Origin of the sequence: Jatrophihabitans sp., assembly GCF_035474675.1 — a bacterium.
In the GTDB taxonomy this organism is placed as follows: Bacteria; Actinomycetota; Actinomycetes; order Mycobacteriales; family Jatrophihabitantaceae; genus Jatrophihabitans_A.
In genome coordinates this window covers 1-17,246 of record NZ_DATINC010000058.1, presented here as the reverse complement: position 1 = coordinate 17,246, position 17,246 = coordinate 1, and the positions used below count along the sequence as shown (strand labels likewise).

At 71.9% G+C, this 17,246-nt stretch carries 12 protein-coding genes; 10 read left to right on the top strand and 2 right to left on the bottom strand.

Annotation, left to right across the window (positions count from 1 at the left end):
- Window positions 1-880 (bottom strand): S66 family peptidase (locus tag VLJ82_RS06815; protein ID WP_408662577.1); only part of this gene is annotated, 880 nt, incomplete at its 3' end.
- A gap of 174 nt (window positions 881-1,054) precedes the next feature.
- Between VLJ82_RS06815 and VLJ82_RS06810 the strand changes: the two genes are divergently transcribed.
- The 10 genes from VLJ82_RS06810 (at window position 1,055) to VLJ82_RS06765 (ending at window position 16,281) form a co-directional block, all read left to right on the top strand.
- The gene (locus VLJ82_RS06810) at window positions 1,055-1,924 is read left to right on the top strand and encodes an aldo/keto reductase (protein ID WP_408662576.1); all 870 of its coding nucleotides are present in this window, start codon (window positions 1,055-1,057) and stop codon (window positions 1,922-1,924) included.
- A 213-nt stretch (window positions 1,925-2,137) separates the two neighbouring features.
- Complete coding sequence (locus VLJ82_RS06805; protein WP_408662575.1) at window positions 2,138-3,268, top strand: ComEC/Rec2 family competence protein; 1,131 nt, start codon at window positions 2,138-2,140, stop codon at window positions 3,266-3,268.
- On the top strand, window positions 3,253-4,356 hold the full coding sequence (locus VLJ82_RS06800; protein ID WP_408662574.1) for a CHAT domain-containing protein: 1,104 nt from the start codon (window positions 3,253-3,255) through the stop codon (window positions 4,354-4,356). Before VLJ82_RS06805 ends, VLJ82_RS06800 begins: the two co-directional genes overlap by 16 nt.
- Before the next feature lie 3 nt (window positions 4,357-4,359).
- Window positions 4,360-5,910, top strand: a complete 1,551-nt coding sequence (locus VLJ82_RS06795) for a CHAT domain-containing protein (protein ID WP_408662573.1) — start codon at window positions 4,360-4,362, stop codon at window positions 5,908-5,910.
- Complete coding sequence (locus tag VLJ82_RS06790) at window positions 5,907-9,467, top strand: FHIPEP family type III secretion protein (RefSeq protein WP_408662572.1); 3,561 nt, start codon at window positions 5,907-5,909, stop codon at window positions 9,465-9,467. Before VLJ82_RS06795 ends, VLJ82_RS06790 begins: the two co-directional genes overlap by 4 nt.
- Window positions 9,464-10,909: a hypothetical protein gene (locus tag VLJ82_RS06785; protein WP_408662571.1), complete on the top strand. Its 1,446-nt coding sequence runs from the start codon at window positions 9,464-9,466 to the stop codon at window positions 10,907-10,909. Before VLJ82_RS06790 ends, VLJ82_RS06785 begins: the two co-directional genes overlap by 4 nt.
- A 57-nt stretch (window positions 10,910-10,966) precedes the next feature.
- On the top strand, window positions 10,967-12,025 hold the full coding sequence (locus VLJ82_RS06780; RefSeq protein WP_408662570.1) for a DUF2235 domain-containing protein: 1,059 nt from the start codon (window positions 10,967-10,969) through the stop codon (window positions 12,023-12,025).
- A 74-nt stretch (window positions 12,026-12,099) separates the two neighbouring features.
- Window positions 12,100-13,773: an acyl-CoA mutase large subunit family protein gene (locus tag VLJ82_RS06775; protein WP_408662569.1), complete on the top strand. Its 1,674-nt coding sequence runs from the start codon at window positions 12,100-12,102 to the stop codon at window positions 13,771-13,773.
- A 140-nt stretch (window positions 13,774-13,913) separates the two neighbouring features.
- Window positions 13,914-14,819, top strand: coding sequence for a tetratricopeptide repeat protein (locus VLJ82_RS06770; protein ID WP_408662568.1), 906 nt, complete (start codon window positions 13,914-13,916; stop codon window positions 14,817-14,819).
- A 220-nt stretch (window positions 14,820-15,039) separates the two neighbouring features.
- A complete protein-coding gene (locus tag VLJ82_RS06765) occupies window positions 15,040-16,281 on the top strand; it encodes a DUF3152 domain-containing protein (protein ID WP_408662567.1) in 1,242 nt (413 codons plus the stop codon).
- 109 nt (window positions 16,282-16,390) lie between these two features.
- Here VLJ82_RS06765 and VLJ82_RS06760 read toward each other — a convergent pair.
- On the bottom strand, window positions 16,391-17,246 hold an 856-nt coding region (locus VLJ82_RS06760; RefSeq protein WP_408662566.1), incomplete at its 5' end, for a pirin family protein.

Below are 17,246 nucleotides of genomic sequence, written 5' to 3'. Positions count from 1 at the left end.
CCTCGTACAGGGCCAGCGTCTCGCGCAGCGACATCCCCTCCGGCCGGGAGAACAGCAGGGCCGACAGCCGCGCCACGATGCCGAGCGCAACGAACTGGCGCAGCCACGCCCGCACCTGCAGCTGCGGCGGCCGCTCGTTGGAGAGCTCCAGGTGCAGCACCGCACCGTCGAAGTCGGTCAGCTCCGGCCAGACCTCGGTGCCCACCGCCATCGCCAGCACCTCCAGGCAGCCGCCGATCAGCGGGCCCTGCACCGGCTCGCTGCCCTGCAACCACAGCCAGCCGTAGTTGGGCACCCAGCGCCGGGGCCGGTCCTGCAGCTCCGGGCGGAACCAGTCCAGCTGCTCCTCGGTCCAGACCGGCGCCGGGGCGAGGTCGCCGATCGGCTCGGCGGACATCACGGTGGCCCGGAACGAGTCGGCCGAGAAGGTGGCGATGCCGCCGTTCTCGGCTGCGGTGCTGAGCACTGCCATGCCGTAGAACGAGCCGACCCCGGCCCGGCCGAAGGCGAGGTGGTTGATGGTGGTGTCGGAGTAGCCGGTGAACACCTTGGGATGCGCGGCGATCAGGCCGTAGTCCAGGTAGGGGACCATCCGCAGCGCGTGGTGGCCGCCGATCGTCGACACGATGCCGTGCACGTCCGGATTGGTCAGCGCCCAGTGCAGGTCGTCGGCCCGGGCGGCCGGGTTGTCCCGCAGCCAGTCGGAGTCCCGGGTGGCGTGCGGCGCGTCGATCACCCGCAACCCGAACGTCTCGGCCAGCTGCCGCTTGCCGGTGGCGTAGCGGTGCGGAAACGCCGCGGCCCCGCCCGAGGACAGCGACACGACGGCGACGGTGTCGCCCGGCCGCAGGGCGGGCGGGCGGACCGGGGGAGTGGTCATGCCGACATTCTCCAGCCACGCCCCGGATCGTCAGGCGGAGCCCGGACGGCAGGCTGGAAGTTGCGTTCCGGGCCGGCACGCCCACCCGCCCCGGAATGACCGGCCGGGCCCGGCAGTTGTCGCGAAGAGAAGCAGCAGAGGAAGCAGCAGACCACCACGAGCACGGGAGAGAACGTGTCAGCAGACCGCACCGTCACCGCCGAGGCATCCGGAACCTTCTCGATCGCGGGCCGCACCGTGCACCGGCTGGGATTCGGCGCGATGCGCCTGACCGGCCCGGGCATCTGGGGAGAGCCCGCCGACCGGGCCGAGTGCGTCGCGGTGCTGCGCCGCGCGGTGGAGCTCGGCGTCGACTTTCTCGACACCGCCGACTCCTACGGCCCGGGCGTCAGCGAGGAGATCATCGCCGAGGCGCTGCACCCGTACCCGGACGGCCTGCTGATCGCCACCAAGGCCGGACTCACCCGGCAGGGCCCGGACCAGTGGAGGCCGGTGGGGCGGCCGGCGTACCTGCGTCAGCAGGCGGAGCTCTCGCTGCGCCGGCTCAAGCTGGAGCGGATCGAGCTGTTCCAGCTGCACCGGATCGACGCCGAGGTGCCGCTGGCCGACCAGCTCGGCGAGCTGACGGCGCTGCGGGACGAGGGCAAGATCGGCGCCATCGGCCTGTCGGAGGTGAGCGTGGCGCAGCTGGAGGAGGCCCGCGGCCTCGCCGAGATCGCCACCGTGCAGAACCTCTACAACCTGACCAACCGCCAGTCCGAGGACGTGCTGCGCTACTGCGAGGCGCAGGGCGTCGGCTTCATCCCGTGGTACCCGATCGCGGCCGGCGACCTGGCCAAGCCCGGCGGCCCGGTGGACCACGTCGTGCAGGCCACCGGCGCGAGCCCGTCGCAGGTGGCGCTGGCCTGGCTGCTGGCCACCTCGCCGGTGACCCTGCCGATCCCGGGAACCTCGAAGGTGAGCCACCTGGAGGAGAACGTCGGCGCGGCCGGGCTCCGGCTGACCGACGAGCAGGTCGCCGAGCTGACCGGGGCGGCCGGCTAGGACGAGCACCGGAGGAGCACCGGAGGAGCGCCTGCCGCCCGTCCGGACGAAGATTGACGTCGAAACGAGGCTTGTCCGCTACGCGCCGATCGTGAGATACTCGCCGGCCTTAGCTTGACGAGGTGGTTTCGTGCCGCCTTACGGGGGAGCCCGCTGCAGCGCTCGCCGCCGCAGCGCGGCGGTTCGGGGGTTGCGGTGGAGACATCGGCGACCATGCCCGCAGCAGATCTCACGGTCGAACTGCTTCCGGCCCGGCACGGCGACTGCATCCTCGTCAGCTGGGGGACCCCGGCCGACCGGCACCACCTGCTCGTCGATGCCGGACCGGCCTTCGCCTACCAGGACATCGCAGCGCAGTTGCAGGCGCGGTCGGTCACTGCCGTCGACCTGCTGGTGCTGACCCACATCGACGCCGATCACGTCGAGGGAACGATCCTGCTCGTGAACGACAGCGAGCTCGGCCTCGAGATCGGCGAGGTCTGGTACAACGGCGCACCCCAGCTCACCAGCGGCACGCTCGGTCCCGTCCAGGGGGAGATCCTCGGCGCCCTGATCGCCGAGCGGCGGCTGCCGTGGAACCGCGCGTTCGGCGGCGAGGCCGTGCTGGCCCGCGACGGCGAGACCCCGCGGTGTGTCGGGTTTCCCGCCGGCCTGCGGGTCACCGTGCTGGGGCCGGACCTGACCCAGCTGCATCGCTTGCACGACACCTGGCTCGAGGTGTGCCTGGCCGCGGACCTGCCGGTCGGCTCGACCGCCGCCGCGCTCGCCGCGCTGCGCGCCAGGCCGAAACTGGTGCCGGCGAGCGCCTACCTCTCCGCCGGTTCGACGCCCGACGTCGCCAGGTTCGCAGAGCAGCGGCGGGGCAACGACACCCGGGTGGCGAACGGCAGCAGCATCGTGCTGCTGCTGGAATGGCGCGATCGCAGCGCACTCCTGACCGGCGATGCCACGCCAGCGGCGCTGCGGCTGGCCGTGCAGCGGCTGCTCGACCAGCGCGGCGGCGCGACGTTGCCCGTCGACGTGTTCAAGATCCCGCACCACGGCAGCGCCAAGAACATCGATGCCGCCATCGCCCGGCTGGTGCCGGCCGACCACTACCTGATCTCGACCGACGGCAGCTACTTCAACCATCCCGACGACACCGCCGTGGCGACCATCGTCCAGCACGGCCGGCCGACCGGTGAGCTGGTGTTCAACTACGACAACCCGCGCAACCGGGCCTGGGACGACCAGGCACTCCTGGACACCTTCGGCACTCGGGCGCGCTACCCCGAGCCCGGCTCGGCCGGCGTCCGGGTCGTACTGCCCGCGGCGGAAGGGAAGCTGACGTGCGAATCCAGGTGAGCGTCGACGCCAACGGCGTCGTGCAGGCCGAACGGTGGGACAACCACGGCCGGTCGCCGACTACCACCGTCGGGCTTGCCGGCCTCGACGCCGAGCTCGTCCGGCTGTTCATGGAGTGGCTGGCGCTGCGCGAGCGGTACTGGCGCGAGCGGGAGATCAAGGCCTTCGGCAGCCTGCTGTTCCGCTGCCTGTTCCCCGACCGAGCCGTCTGGGACTGGGTGCAGGCGGTCATCGACCAGGCCGAGGGCACCGTCCGCGTCGAGCTCGTCTTCCCGGCCGAGGGCCCGTTCGCGGCGCTGTCGGCGATCCCGTGGGAATACCTCTACCGCCCCGAACGGGCAGGACGGCGCGGCGCCTACCTGGCCGCCGAGAAGGGGCTGATCCTGTCCCGCTACATCCCGACCGAGGAGGGCCAGCAGCCCTTCCCGCCGCTGGAGCACCTCAACGTCCTGGTCGTCATCAGCATGCCCGCCGATCCCCGGCTGGGACCGGTGGACTACCAGGACGTCCTGGACGAGATCACCCGTACCTCGGACGGGCTGGGCTTCACCCTGACCGTGTTGCGGCAGCCGACCATCGCCTCGCTGAACGAGGCGATGAACGTGGCCGGGCGGCCCCAGCACCTGGTCCACTTCATGGGACACGGCCGCTTCGACGCGGCATCGAGCGAAGCGGCCGTCGCGCTCACCGATCCCGACGACGGCCTAAGGTGGGTCGACGACCGGACGTTCTCCGAGCTGCTCACCCGCAACGGTGCCGCGCCCCGGGCCGTCGTCCTGCACAGCTGCGAGGGCGGGGTCGCCGACTACTCGGCCAGCTTCGCAGGCATGGCGCCGCAGCTGGTGCGAAACGGCACCCAGTCGGTCATCGCGATGCAGTACCCGGTGACCAACGAGACGGCGATCCTCTTCAGCACCTGCCTGTACGACCAGCTGGCCCGCGGCGCCGATCTCGACACGGCTGCCCAGGAGGCGCGCTGGAAGATCCTCCGGTTCAGCGACCCGGCCGACCCCCGCCTGGTGGGCGTCCCGGTGGTGTACCTGCAGAACGAGCACGCGCTGCTCGACCGCCCGGCGCCGGTGCAGTGAGCCATGGGTACCGGCACCGACTGCTACGAGTTCCGGATCAAGCTGATAGGGGACGAGGTCCGGTGCAGCTACGACGAGCCGGGCAGGTTGAACCAGGATCTCGAGGGCAGGATCGACAGGTCCCACCTCGACACGATCCTGCTGCTCGAGGAATGGCTCAAGCGGTGGGAGTGGATCGCCCGGATGAGCGGGGCCAGCACCCGGCTGCTGGTGCCGGACACCTTCACGATTCTCGGCAACCACCTGTGGAACCTGGCCTTCGCGGACGGCAGGGTCGGTCAGAAGATCATCGAGGCACGCCGCATCGTGCGCCGGGTCGACCGCGATGTCCGGCCGACCACGATCCGGGTACGGATGAGCTTCGGCAGGGATGCGACCGACCTCGCGGCACTGCCGTGGGAGTTCATCCGGTTTCCCGGCCCGCCGCCGCAGGCGGCCTTCCTGCTCGCCACCGAGACCAACCTGGTGCTGGACCGGTACCTGCCGGACCTGGGGCTGGTCAAGCAGGCTTTCCGGCCCGCCGACGGGCGGGTCCGGGTGCTTTTCGTGCTCAGCCTGCCGGTGGAGGGACGGTATTCCGACGAGCGTGCCGGGGTGGAGAACCTGCGGACGGCGCTGCTCACGCGCGGCCAGACCGAGGAGAACCCCACGGCCGTTCCCGACGTGGTCATCGAGGCTGACTACATCGACGGCTGGAATGCCGCGGAGGTCGGCAGGCGCCTGGCCGCCTTCAAGACCGGGCCGAACCCGGGCCCGGTCGACGTCGTGCACCTGATCAGCCTGTGCCGGCTGTCCTCGGCCGCGAAGACCCCGGAGCTGTACGTGGGTGGCAACCAGAGATGGACCGAGGCGGAGGGCGTGGTCGAGGTCCTGACCCGCGACGGCAGCAACCTGCCGCAACTGGTGGTGCTGCACCTGTGCGATTCCGACGACGAGGTCACTGAACATCTCGAGCAGGTCGCTCCGGCTTTCATCATGGCGGGCATTCCCGCGGTTCTCGCGATGCAGTACCCGATGCAACCGCAAAACTGTTGGTCGTTCGTCCAGACGTTCTACGAACGCCTGGCGGAGGGCAAGAACGTCGGCGACGCCGTCCAACTGGCCCGCTACGACCTCCGCCAGAACGGCGTCGAGCCCGCCCAGGCCCGCCAGTTCGGCATCCCGGTGCTGTTCATGCAGTCCATGGTGGACGGCAGCCTCGTCCGGCGCCGGGTCGCCAGTGACTCGGGGCAGCCCAGGGCCGGCGTGATCCCGTCCAGCCTGCCCGGTGAGCAGCACCGCGCCACTCCGGCACCGATCAGCCTGAAGCGGTTCCTGCTCGACGAGCTCGACAAGATCTACGAGGAATCCGGGTCGACGGCCGTCGACGCGCTGCAGGAGTGGCTGGACGGCACCCACTGGCCGGAGGGAACCGACCCGGAGACGCTGTACAAGGTCAAGCGGGCCATCCGGTTCCAGCGCCGGCAGTTCGCCAACGATCCGGAGGCGGACCTGATGTGCCAGCGCCTGCTGCAGGTGCTGCGCAAGCGTTTCGAAGGAACGGAGCCGGCATGAGCAGCCCGGGGCCCGACGTGCGCCTGCTGGACATGCAGCAAGCGCTGGAAGAGGGCGAGCGCCGGCTGGCCGAGCTCCCGCTGACCACCCGGGCGCTGACCAGGATCCGGCTGCGCTCGCTGAAGAAACGCGATCCGGCCGCGGCGTTGACGTCCCTGTCCAAGATCCGGGACGAGCTGCGCAGCGTGGAACGGATCCTCGACGACATCTACCAGCGTGGCCGGCGCGCCGAGGCGGCCGAAGCGCTGGCCGAACCACTGGGCCCGGCGTGGCTGGCCGATGTCGAGCGCAGGCTGGCCGAGACTCCCACGTCCGAAGGGCGGACCGCGCTGTGGCTGGACGCGTGGTCGCAGGCGCTGGCCGCCGACCGGCTCGGCCGGGCGCAGGACCTCGCGGTGCTGCCGGCCCCGATGGCAGGCGAGCCGGACCTGCACGAGCTGGTCGGCACCATCTCTGCCGGCCTCGACCCGCCCTGGACCTCGGAGCTGGCCGCGGCGGTGCGGACGATGGGCACCGCGGAACGCGTGCCACCGGCGACCCGGGTGCGGATGCTGGTGCTCAGGTCGCGCTACCTGCGCCGGTTCGGCGACGACTCGGCCGGCGCGCTCGAGTGCGCGGAGTCGGCGGTGCGTGCCTCCCGCCACGCCTCCGCCGACCCGGCCTTGACCGCGCTGGCCAAGGTCTCGGTAGCCGAGGCCTATCTCGCCCTCGGCCGGATCGACGACTCCGGCTACCTGCTCGGCGATCCCCTCGACCCGGACGAAGCGGGGTGCGACCGCCTGATCGCGGCGGGCCGGCTGGCGGCTGCCCAGGCCGACTACGCCCAGGCCGACGAGTGCTACGGCGCCGCCGCCGCCCGCTTCCCGGACGAGGCCGGCCGCTCCTGCCTGTTGCGCGAGGTGCCCGGCAACCTGTTGTGGGCCCTGGCCCGGGTAGCCGCCAACCGCGAGGACGACGAGGCGCTGACGCTGTACGACCGTGCGGTGGAGGCCGGCATGGTCGGCAACTCCGAGTACGCCGAGCGGCGGGCGCTGTGGGACAAGGCCGTCCTGCTCGAATTGCGTGGCCGGCTGCCCGAGGCCGCCGCGGCCTACCGAGCCGCGGCCGACCGGTACTCGGCCATCGGCTCGGATCGCGCGATCGAGCTGTACCGCAAGGCCTACCGCAACGATCCGGACAACGCCGAGTACTGCTGGCTGTACGGCGAATCCCTGCGGTTCAGCGCCGTCGACATCGACGAGGTCGTCCACCGCGAGCGGATGGCCGAGGCCCTGGCCGTCCTCGAGGAGGGCCTGCGGAAGGCGGATCCAACGGCCGAGCAGGCCTGGGTCTTCGGCAGCGCCGCTCTCGCGGCCGACGCCCTGGACGGCACGGCGGATTCCGAGCTGCTGCTCGAGCGGGCGCTGCTCCTCGATCCGGGCTACACCCTGGGTTACGCCTTCCTCAGCGTGCTGTTGCGCAGGCACGGATTCCTCGCCGAGGCCGTCGAGGCAGCCGAGCAGGGCATGGCGCTCGACCGGTCGGTGGAGTTCCTGACCGCCCAGCACCTGTGGACGCTGATGGATGTCGGGCGCTACGACGAGGTGATCGACTGCGCCGCCGAGCACCTCGCGAGCTGGCCCGGCTCGCAGCCCGTCCTGCTCGCGCAGGGAACCGCCTACCTCCGCCTGGGAAACCTCGACGCGGCGCTCACTGCGTTCGCGGACCCCGGACTCGACGAGGAGACCCGGCATTTCGCGCTCGGCGTCGGCTACAGCCACCTCGGCGCCGCGGAGGCGGAGCGGCGGGAGTTCCAGGCACTGTGGGACCGCGGGGACGCCGTCCGGAGCCGGTCCACCCTCGGCTGGGCCGGCTACCGGCTGGGCCTGGTCTCCGAGGCGATCGCGATCATGGCCGAGCTGCACCAGCTGGCTCCACAGCACCCGCTGCGGGCGGCCGACCTCGGGCAGGCCCTGCTGAGCCGGGGGGATCCTGCCGGCGACGACGTCGAGCGCGGCGCGGCGCTGCTGCTCGGTGCCATCGACGCGCACTGCCTGGCCGACGAGCTGCGGCACATCGACACCGTGGAACTTCCACTGCTCCGGGCAGCGGTGACTGCCAAGCCGCACCAGGAGGCGGTGTCGGCGGTGCTGGACCAGGCCGCGGTGCGGATCGAGCAGCGCGTCGAGGAGCTGCTTCGGCGCCGGCGGCCGGAGGAGAAGATCCCGGTACGCCTGGCCAGGGCCCGCCGGCCGGGCGCCGATCCCGAGGAGGCACTGCGCACCTATACCGATCCGGTCATAGCGGCAGCCGTGCCGGAGACCGCGGCGGCGGCGAGCAGGATCGTGGCCGAGCAGGCCGCCGCGGCCGATGCCCTGCTGGCCGACGGCGACCTGCCCGGGGCGCGGCGGCGCTGGCTGGAGCTGCACGCCCAGGCCGAGCGGCTTCCCGCGTTGTCCGCCGAGCGCGCGGCGTTGCGCGCGCGGCTGGGGCTCAGCACGCTGGAGCTGGCCGGGCCGGGCGACCCCGAGGCGGCGAAGTGGCTCGCGGGCAGCGACGCGAGCGCCCTGGAGGAGGCGTTCGACCGGTTCGCGCGCACCCCGGCCACCGCCTGGACGCACCAGGACGGCCTGCGGGCCGTCGCCGCCGATCCGGCGCTGCCGGCTGCCGACCGCGCCGCGCTGCTCGGGTGTGCCGAGCAGCTGCCGTACGAGCGGCTCTTCCGCACCAGCCGGACGCGCATTCCCGCGCAGGACGTCACGCCCCTCACCCGGCCCATCGGTCTCGCCCTCGGTCCGGCGCACGCGGCGTTGATCGGTATGCCGGAGTTCACGAGCGGGTTTCCGCCGCTGCGGGAAGGCATCCTGCAACGTACCGGGGTGCGCATTCCCGGGGTGAAGGTCTACCTGGACACCTCGCTGCCGGCGGAAGGCATTCGCGAGACGGTGCACGAGCGGACGGCCGGTGAGGCGTCGGTGCTCCCCGGTGACGGCGCGGTCGCGGCGATCATGCGGCATTTCGAGCAGGCGTTGCTGCCCCACCTGTTCCGGTGGATCGGGGTGGACGACGTCGAGCTGTGGGCAGCGGGCTGGAGTGCCGCCGAGGACTCCGACGGCGATCCGTGGCTGCCTCCGGACCCGGTGGATCGGGTCCGGCTGGCCCGGGTGTTGCGGGCGCTGCTGGTCGAGGAGGTGCCGATCGGCGACCGGGACGCGATCCTGGAAGCGTTCCGGGCGGCCGGGCCGGCCTCGCTGGCCACCACCCTGCGCACCGTGCGGCGCCGGCTCGACCCGGCGGTTCTCACCGGAGGCGCCGGAGCGGAGCCGGTACCGCTGGAGCGTGGCCTGCAGGACCGGATCGCCGCCGGCCTGAGCGAGTCGGCTCCCGGCACCTGGGAGCTGCCGCGGGATCAGGTCCGCGCGCTGGTGGCGGACCTGTCCGCGTGGCGGAAGCAGCAGGCAGCCGCGGGGGTGCAGGTGATCAGCGTCGACGACGGCCGGGTACGCCCGTTCGCCTGGCGCCTGCTCGCCGCCGAGCGGCCGTTGCTGCCGGTGGTGGGAACGGATGAGCTGCCGTGACCGAGGTGATCCGGGACCGGCTGCGGGGCCGGTGGCTGCGGTTCCGGCAGGAGCTGGCGGAGGCCGGCCCGCCGGCGCCGCTGCATCTGGACCGGCTCGTCGTGGAGGTCCGGCTGCCGGCCGGCTCGTCCGACACCCGGTGCGAGGTACTCGGAGAAGCGGTCAGCCGAATCCTCGAGCACCGCACCCGGGAGCTAGGGATCGACCGCAAGCTCGACGTGGGCGTGCAGGCGACCGGTGCGCTCGGCCCGACCGTCGAGATCTCGGTACGCGGCAGGCCGCTCGCGCTCTGCGACCTGCCCGGCTCCGCCGACGGGGGACGCGAGTACGACGAGGCACTCGAGCACCGGATCGACGAGGTGGTGCGCCGGCGGCTGGCGCTGGTGCTCGACGAGGCGGACGTGGCCTGGCACGCCAGGCGGTGGCAGTCGGCGTGCCACGACCGCCGCGCGCACCTCTACCTGGGCCTTCCGGCGTACCTGCTCGGCAACGGCGTGCGGCTGGGCATCCCGCCCGGCTTCACCCCTCCGCCGGAAGTGGCCGGATGCGACACGCCTGAGGAGCTCGCCGAGGTGCTGCTCGAGGTGGCCGCGCCGCGGGTGCTGGACCTCCAGGTCAGCGAGGAGGTGCTGCGCCGCCGGGATCCCGAGCTGGCCGACGGCTTCGACACGGTTCGATCGGCGCTCTTCGGCCAGTGGGGCGTCCAGCTTCCCGACCTGCGCATCCGCCCGGTCTCCGACCAGGTGGCACCCCGGGTGATGCTCAATCACCTCAGCTGTACTGGCGATCCCGGCCTGGACAGCTGGCCGCTCGTGCTCCGGTGGCTGCAGGCCGCCTTCACCGAGTCCGCCGCGTGCTTCGTCCGGTTGTCGGACGTGTCGGCCGCCTGGGACCAGCTGCTCGACATCATGCCCGACCTGGCCGCGGTGTCGAGCGTCGTATTCAACGATGCGCGGTTGACGGCCTGCCTGCGGTGCCTGGTGCGCAATCAGGACAGCGTGCGCAACCAGACCCGCATCATGTGGCTGCTGCTCGACATCGACGCCGGCGCCCGCCCCGGCGGATTCCGCATCGCCGACCTGGACGGCACGGTGACCGGGCGGGCTCACGGGGACGCCGAGCAGCTGGCCTCGCACGTCCGCAAGCGGATGAACGACGAGGCGTGGCAGGCCGGCCTGCCCGAGCGGCCGCTCGGCACGGTCGTGCTTCCTCCGGAGCTGGAGCAGGCGCTCACGGGGGAGGGGACCGCTCGCGCCGAGGCCGAGTGGGAGCTGGTGCGTGCGATCCACGGCATCGCCGGCCCGGTCGAGGTGGCGGTCGCCGCGCGCGGCTCGCTCGGCCCGGTCCGGCACGCCCTGGGCGCGCTCGCCGACGCACCCAGGGTGGTGGCGAGCGAGGAGCTGTCCCCGGACGTCGTGCCGCCCCGGCTGCCGTCTCGTTGACCCGTCCGTCCGCTACCAGAGTCCGCTGCAAGAGTCTGCTTCGAGAGAGGGAACACCGTGGCCAAGAACGTGGTGGTGTGCCTCGACGGCACCGGCAACCAGCTGAAGGCCAAAGGCAACACGAATGTCGTGAAGCTGTTCCAGATGCTCGACCTGAGCGACCCCGGCCGGCAGGTCGCGTACTACGACCCGGGGGTGGGCACCTTCAGCGCCGGCGGAGCTTGGACCCCGTGGACGCAACGGGCGTCCCGCCTGACCGGCCTGGCGTTCGGAACCGGGCTGAAGACCAACCTCGGCGAGGCGTACACCTACCTGCTGCACAACTTCGAGGCCGGCGACCGGCTGTTCCTGTTCGGCTTCAGCCGGGGGGCCTATACCGCACGGGCGCTCGCCGGGCTGCTCAACCAGATCGGGCTGCTGCGGCCCGGCACCGAGAACCTGATTCCCTATGCCATCGGCGTCTACGCGCAGAGCAAGGACCTCAGCGACGACGACTGGAAGCAGCTGCGGGACTTCGCCGCGACGTTCTCGCGCCGGGTGGACGGCCAGATCGCCGTTCCGGTCGAGTACCTCGGCATCTGGGACTCGGTGAAGGCGGCCGGTTTCCTGCGCTGGGGCGACCTGCACTGGCTGTGGACGCGGCAGCTGCCCAATGCGCGGCGCATCCGCCACGCGGTGTCGATCGACGAGAAGCGCCGGCCCTACCAGGAATACCTCGTCGCCCCGCGGGACAAGCCGCCGATCCCGCACCTGGAGGAGGCCTGGTTCGCGGGCGTGCACTCCGACGTCGGCGGGACCTTCGACGACGACCCCCGGCTGCCCCAGATCTCGCTGAAGTGGGTGGTGGACGGGGGGCTGGAAAGCGGGCTGTTCCTGCGGCCGGACGCCTACGCCCAGCACTGCACCGTCAGCGACGACAACGCCAAGGGAACCATCCACCGGATGGGCCGGGTGTGGGGCCTGCTCACCTACCGGCGCCGCCCGCTGCCGGCCAACGCGCAGTGCCATGCCAGCGTGCGGGCCCGGGTGGCGGCGCTGCCGGACTACCAGCGCAAAGTGCCCTCGACGGTGACCTGGGCCGACGAGGACTGGACGACGGCCAGCCCCAAGGCATGAAACGGCTTGCGGGCTGTGACGCTAACTACTAGGACGTCCTAGCATATAGTCGGACGTCCTAGTAGCATCGACGCATGGATGCCGAGCAGATCGACGCGGGCCGGGCCCGCTGGCAGCAGCGCTACGAGAAGTCCCGGATCGCCGAGCGCGACTTCACCACCCTGTCCGGCGTCGAGGTGGAGCCGGTCTACGGCCCGCCGGAGGGCAGCTCCGACGAGCGGCTGGAGCGGATCGGCTGGCCGGGGGAGTACCCGTACACCCGCGGCCTGTACGCCTCCGGGTACCGGGGCAAGCCCTGGACCATCCGGCAGTTCGCCGGCTTCGGCAATGCCAAGCAGACCAACGAGCGCTACAAGATGATCCTGGCCTCCGGGGGCGGCGGGCTGTCGGTGGCCTTCGACATGCCCACCCTGATGGGCCGGGACTCCGACGACCCGCGCTCGATCGGCGAGGTCGGGCACTGCGGCGTGGCGATCGATTCGGCCGCCGACATGGACGTGCTCTTCGAGGGCATCGACCTGGACGCGGTCACCACCTCGATGACCATCTCCGGCCCGGCGGTGCCGGTCTTCTGCATGTACGTGGTGGCCGCCGAGCGGCAGGGCGCGGACATCTCCCGGCTCAACGGCACCCTGCAGACCGACATCTTCAAGGAGTACATCGCCCAGAAGGAATGGATCTACCCACCGGAGCCGCACCTGAAGCTGATCGGTGACCTGATGGAGTTCGTCGCCGAGAAGATCCCGGCCTACAAGCCGCTGTCGGTCTCCGGCTACCACATCCGCGAGGCCGGGGCGACCGCCGCGCAGGAGCTGGCCTTCACCCTGGCCGACGGGTTCGGCTACGTCGAGCTGGGGCTGGCCCGCGGGCTCGACATCGAGACCTTCGCCCCGGGCCTGTCGTTCTTCTTCGACGCCCACCTGGACTTCTTCGAAGAGATCGCCAAGTTCCGGGCGGCCCGCCGGATCTGGGCGCGCTGGATGCGCGACGTCTACGGCGCCAAGACCGAGAAGGCGCAGTGGCTGCGTTTCCACACCCAGACCGCCGGGGTGTCGCTGACCGCCCAGCAGCCGGAGAACAACATCGTCCGGACCGCCATCGAGGCGCTGGCCGCGGTGCTGGGCGGCACCAACTCGCTGCACACCAACGCCTTGGACGAGGTGCTGGCGCTGCCCACCGACAAGTCCGCCCAGATCGCGCTGCGCACCCAGCAGGTGATCGCCGAGGAGATCGGCGTGCTCAACGTCGCCGACCCGCTCGGCGGCTCCTGGTACGTCGAGGCGCTGACCGACAAGATCGAGGCCGAGGCCGAGAAGATCTTCGCCCAGATCAAGGAGATGGGCGGCGACGGCACCATGACCGCCGGCCTGCTGCGCGGCATCGAGGACGGCTGGTTCACCGGCGAGATCGCCGAGTCGGCGTTCCGCTACCAGGTGGCGCTGGAGAAGGGCGACAAGCGGGTGGTCGGCGTCAACGTCCACCAGGGCGAGTACGGCGAGCCGCTGGAGATCCTGCGGGTGTCCCACGAGGTGGAGCTGGAGCAGCGCGAGCTGGTGGCCAGCCGCCGCGCCACCCGGGACGAGCAGGCCGTCACCGAGGCGCTAGAGCGGATGGTCGCGGCCGCCGTCCGCGACCAGAACACCGTGCCGGCGATGCTGGACGCGGTGCGTGCCGAGGCCACCCTGGGCGAGATCTGCAACGCGTTCAAGCCGTTGTGGGGGGAGTACCGGGAACCCGCCCGGTTCTGATCGGTTCGCTGTTGCCGGTGGGCCGGGCAGCCGGGGTGCTGCCCGGCCATTGACCGTCTGGAAAAATAGTTCTCATGCGTCCTGGTTCTCGCCCTGCCCGTTCCGCCCCGCCCGCTCCGTCGCCTGCCGCGCTCGCGGCGATGAGCGGCGCGATCGACCTTGCCGCCGTGAAGGCCCGGTCCGAGGCGGCGGCCCGCGCCGCCAGCGCCCCGCCGCCGGCCGGCGGCGAGTACGTCATCGACGCCACCGAGGCGAACTTCCAGTCCGAGGTGTTGGACCGCTCGTTCCAGGTCCCGGTGCTGCTGGACCTGTGGGCGGACTGGTGCCAGCCGTGCAAGCAGCTCTCGCCGCTGCTGGAGCGGCTGGCCAACGAGGCCGGCGGCAGCTGGGTGCTGGCCAAGGTGGACGTGGACGCCAACCAACGGATCGCCCAGATGCTGCAGGTGCAGAGCATCCCGACGGTCTTCGCGGTGATCGGCGGCCAGCTGGTGCCGGGCTTCCAGGGGGCGCTGCCCGAGCCGCAGGTGCGCGAGTTCCTGGCCGCGCTGCTGCAGGCGGCGAGCCAGGCGGGACTGTCCGGGCCGACGGGCGACGGTGCTGGGCCGGCTGGTGCGGCGGCGGCCCCCGAGCCGCCGGAGGACGAGCGGTTCACCGCCGCCGAGGACGCGCTGCAGGCCGGCGATTTCGACCTGGCGGCCGAGCGTTACCAGGCGATCCTGAACGCCGAGCCCGCCAACGCGCTGGCACAGCTGGCGCTGCGGCAGGTGGAGCTGCTGCGCCGGCTGGCGGTGCTGCCGGCGGACGTGCTGCACCAGGCGGTGCTCAAGCCCGACGACGTGCCGGCCCAGCTGGCCGCCGCCGACGCCGAGCTCGCCGACAACCAGGTCGAGGCGGCGTTCAGCCGGCTGATCGGGCTGGTGCGGCGGCTGCGCGGGGACGACCGGACGCCGGTCCGCGACCGGCTGGTGGAGTACTTCGACCTGCTCGGCCCGGACGACCCCCGGGTGCCGCCGGCCCGCCGGGAGCTGGCCAACGCGCTGTTCTAGCCCGGCGCCCTGAGCCCCGCCGCACTGTTCCTGTTCTGTGGAATATCCGGGACCGTTCCAGCGACCGCTCGATATCACGCCCGGGCAGCGCTCCGGCGACCACTCGGTATTCCACACCGCCAGGGCAACGGATTGGCAACGCCGGGCCCCGTTCGCCGGCCGTGCGGAGGTCCGGCTGGCAGCATCGCGGCCATCCCCACCCAGGCGGCAGGAGTGTCCGATGCACCGTCAGCCCATCCGTGCCCTGGCTGCGGCCCTGCTCTGTGCAGCCGGCTGCCTCCTCGGGTTCAGCCAGCCGTCGGCAGCGGCAACGGCCGCGCCCCAGATCGTCTACACCTACGAGGTGCGCGGGCTGGCCAACAGCAGCAGCCTGGAATCGTTCGCGGCCGCCGCGGCGAGCACCTACGCCGACCCGCGGGGCTGGAACCTCGGCGGCTCGATCGCCTTCCGCCGGGTCGCCTCCGGCGGGAACTTCACGCTCTGGCTGGCCGCCGCCAGCCGGGTGCCCGGCTTCGGCTCGCCCTGCGACAGCACCTACTCCTGCCGGGTCGGCCGCAACGTCATCATCAACGAGACCCGCTGGCTGAACGCCTCGCCGTCCTGGAACGCCTACGGAGCCTCGCTGGCCAGCTACCGCAACCTGGTGGTCAACCACGAGACCGGTCACTGGCTCGGCTTCGGCCACGCGTTCTGCGGCGGTTCAGGCCAGCTGGCGCCGGTGATGCAGCAGCAGTCCATCTCGCTGCAGGGCTGCCGCCCTAACGCCTGGCCGACCGCGAGCGAGCGGCAGCGGCTGGCCGCCTCGCGGGGCGTGCCGATCCGCACCGGCAACCCGGTGGGCAGCCTGGACAACGTGGTGCCGCAGCTGGCGGCGGTCTTCATCCGGGGCTGGGCGATCGACCCGGACACCTCGGGGCCGACCTCGGTGACCGTCCAGCTGGACAGCAAGGTGATCACGGTACGGGCCGACAGCCTCCGCGAGGACGTCGGCCGCACCCATCCGGGTTATGGCAACAACCACGGTTACCGGTTGACGCTGAACGCGAGTCCGGGCCGGCACACCGTGTGCGTGCGGGCGCTGAACGCCGCCGGCGCCGGCGCCACCGTGCTGCTGGGGTGCCGGACGGTGGCGGTCAGCGGCACCCCGATCGGGCACCTGGACTCGGTGGTGCCGTCCGGGCAGGGCATCCTGGTCACCGGCTGGGCCCTCGACCCGGACACCAGCACCGGGGCGGTGCCGGTGGCGGTGTACGAGCAGCCGGGTGGCCAGGTCGGCATCTGGGCCAACCAGCCGCGGTCCGACATCGCCACGCGCTATCCGCGCTGGGGTTCGGCACACGGCTTCGCGGTGCTGATGCGAGCCACGCCCGGAGTGCACCAGGTGTGCGCCTACGCCCGCAACATCTACGGCATCGGCAGCACCGCAACCCTCGGCTGCCGCTCGGTGTCGGTGCCGGGCTGACAAAGCGGGGCGGTGGCCGTAGCCACCGCCCCGCTCTCTCGCGTGTGTGATATCCAGGCGTCGTCCTGGCGACCGCTCGATATTCCGCTCGCGGGCACCTCCCCGTCGGTCAGTCCTCCAGCGGGCTGCGCTGGCCGCGCGGCACGTGCGGCATGATCGCGTTCGGCGGGATGACGCCCAGCCGGCCGGCCTGGTAGTCGGTCAGCGCCTGCTGCAACTCCGCGCGGGTGTTCATCACGAACGGGCCGTAGTGCACCATCGGCTCCCGGATCGGCTCGCCGCCCAGCAGGATGACCTCCAGCGAGCTGGTCCGGCTGTCCTGGCGGGCGTCGGCCGAGACAGTGATCCGGTCACCGGGGCCGAACACCGCGAGCTGCCCGGCATGGATCGGCTGGCCCTGCGGGCCGACCGTGCCGGAGCCGGCCAGCACGTAGCCGAGCGCGTTGTAGGTCGGCTGCCACGGCAGCGACAGCTGGCTGCCGGCCGCGACCGAGGCGTGCAACAGGGTGATCGGGGTGTGCGTCGAGCCCGGGCCGCGGTGTCCGTCCACCTCGCCGGCGATCACCCGCAGCAGCGAGCCGCCGTCGGCGCTGGCCAGCAGGGTGATGTTGGCGGCCTCGATGCCCTGGTAGTTGGGGGCCAGGAACTTGTCCTTGGCCGGCAGGTTCACCCACAGCTGGAAGCCGTGGAACAGCCCGCCCTCCTCGACCAGCTTCTCCGGCGGGGTCTCGATGTGCAGCAGCCCGGCACCGGCCGTCATCCACTGGGTGGAGCCCTCGGTGATGACGCCGCCACCGCCGTGGGTGTCCTGGTGGATGAACTGGCCCTCGATCAGGTAGGTCACCGTCTCGAAGCCGCGGTGCGGGTGCCAGTGGGTGCCCTTGGGCTCGCCGGCGGCGTAGTCCACCTCGCCCATGTGGTCCATCATGATGAACGGGTCCAGGTAGCGGTAGTCGATGCCCGCC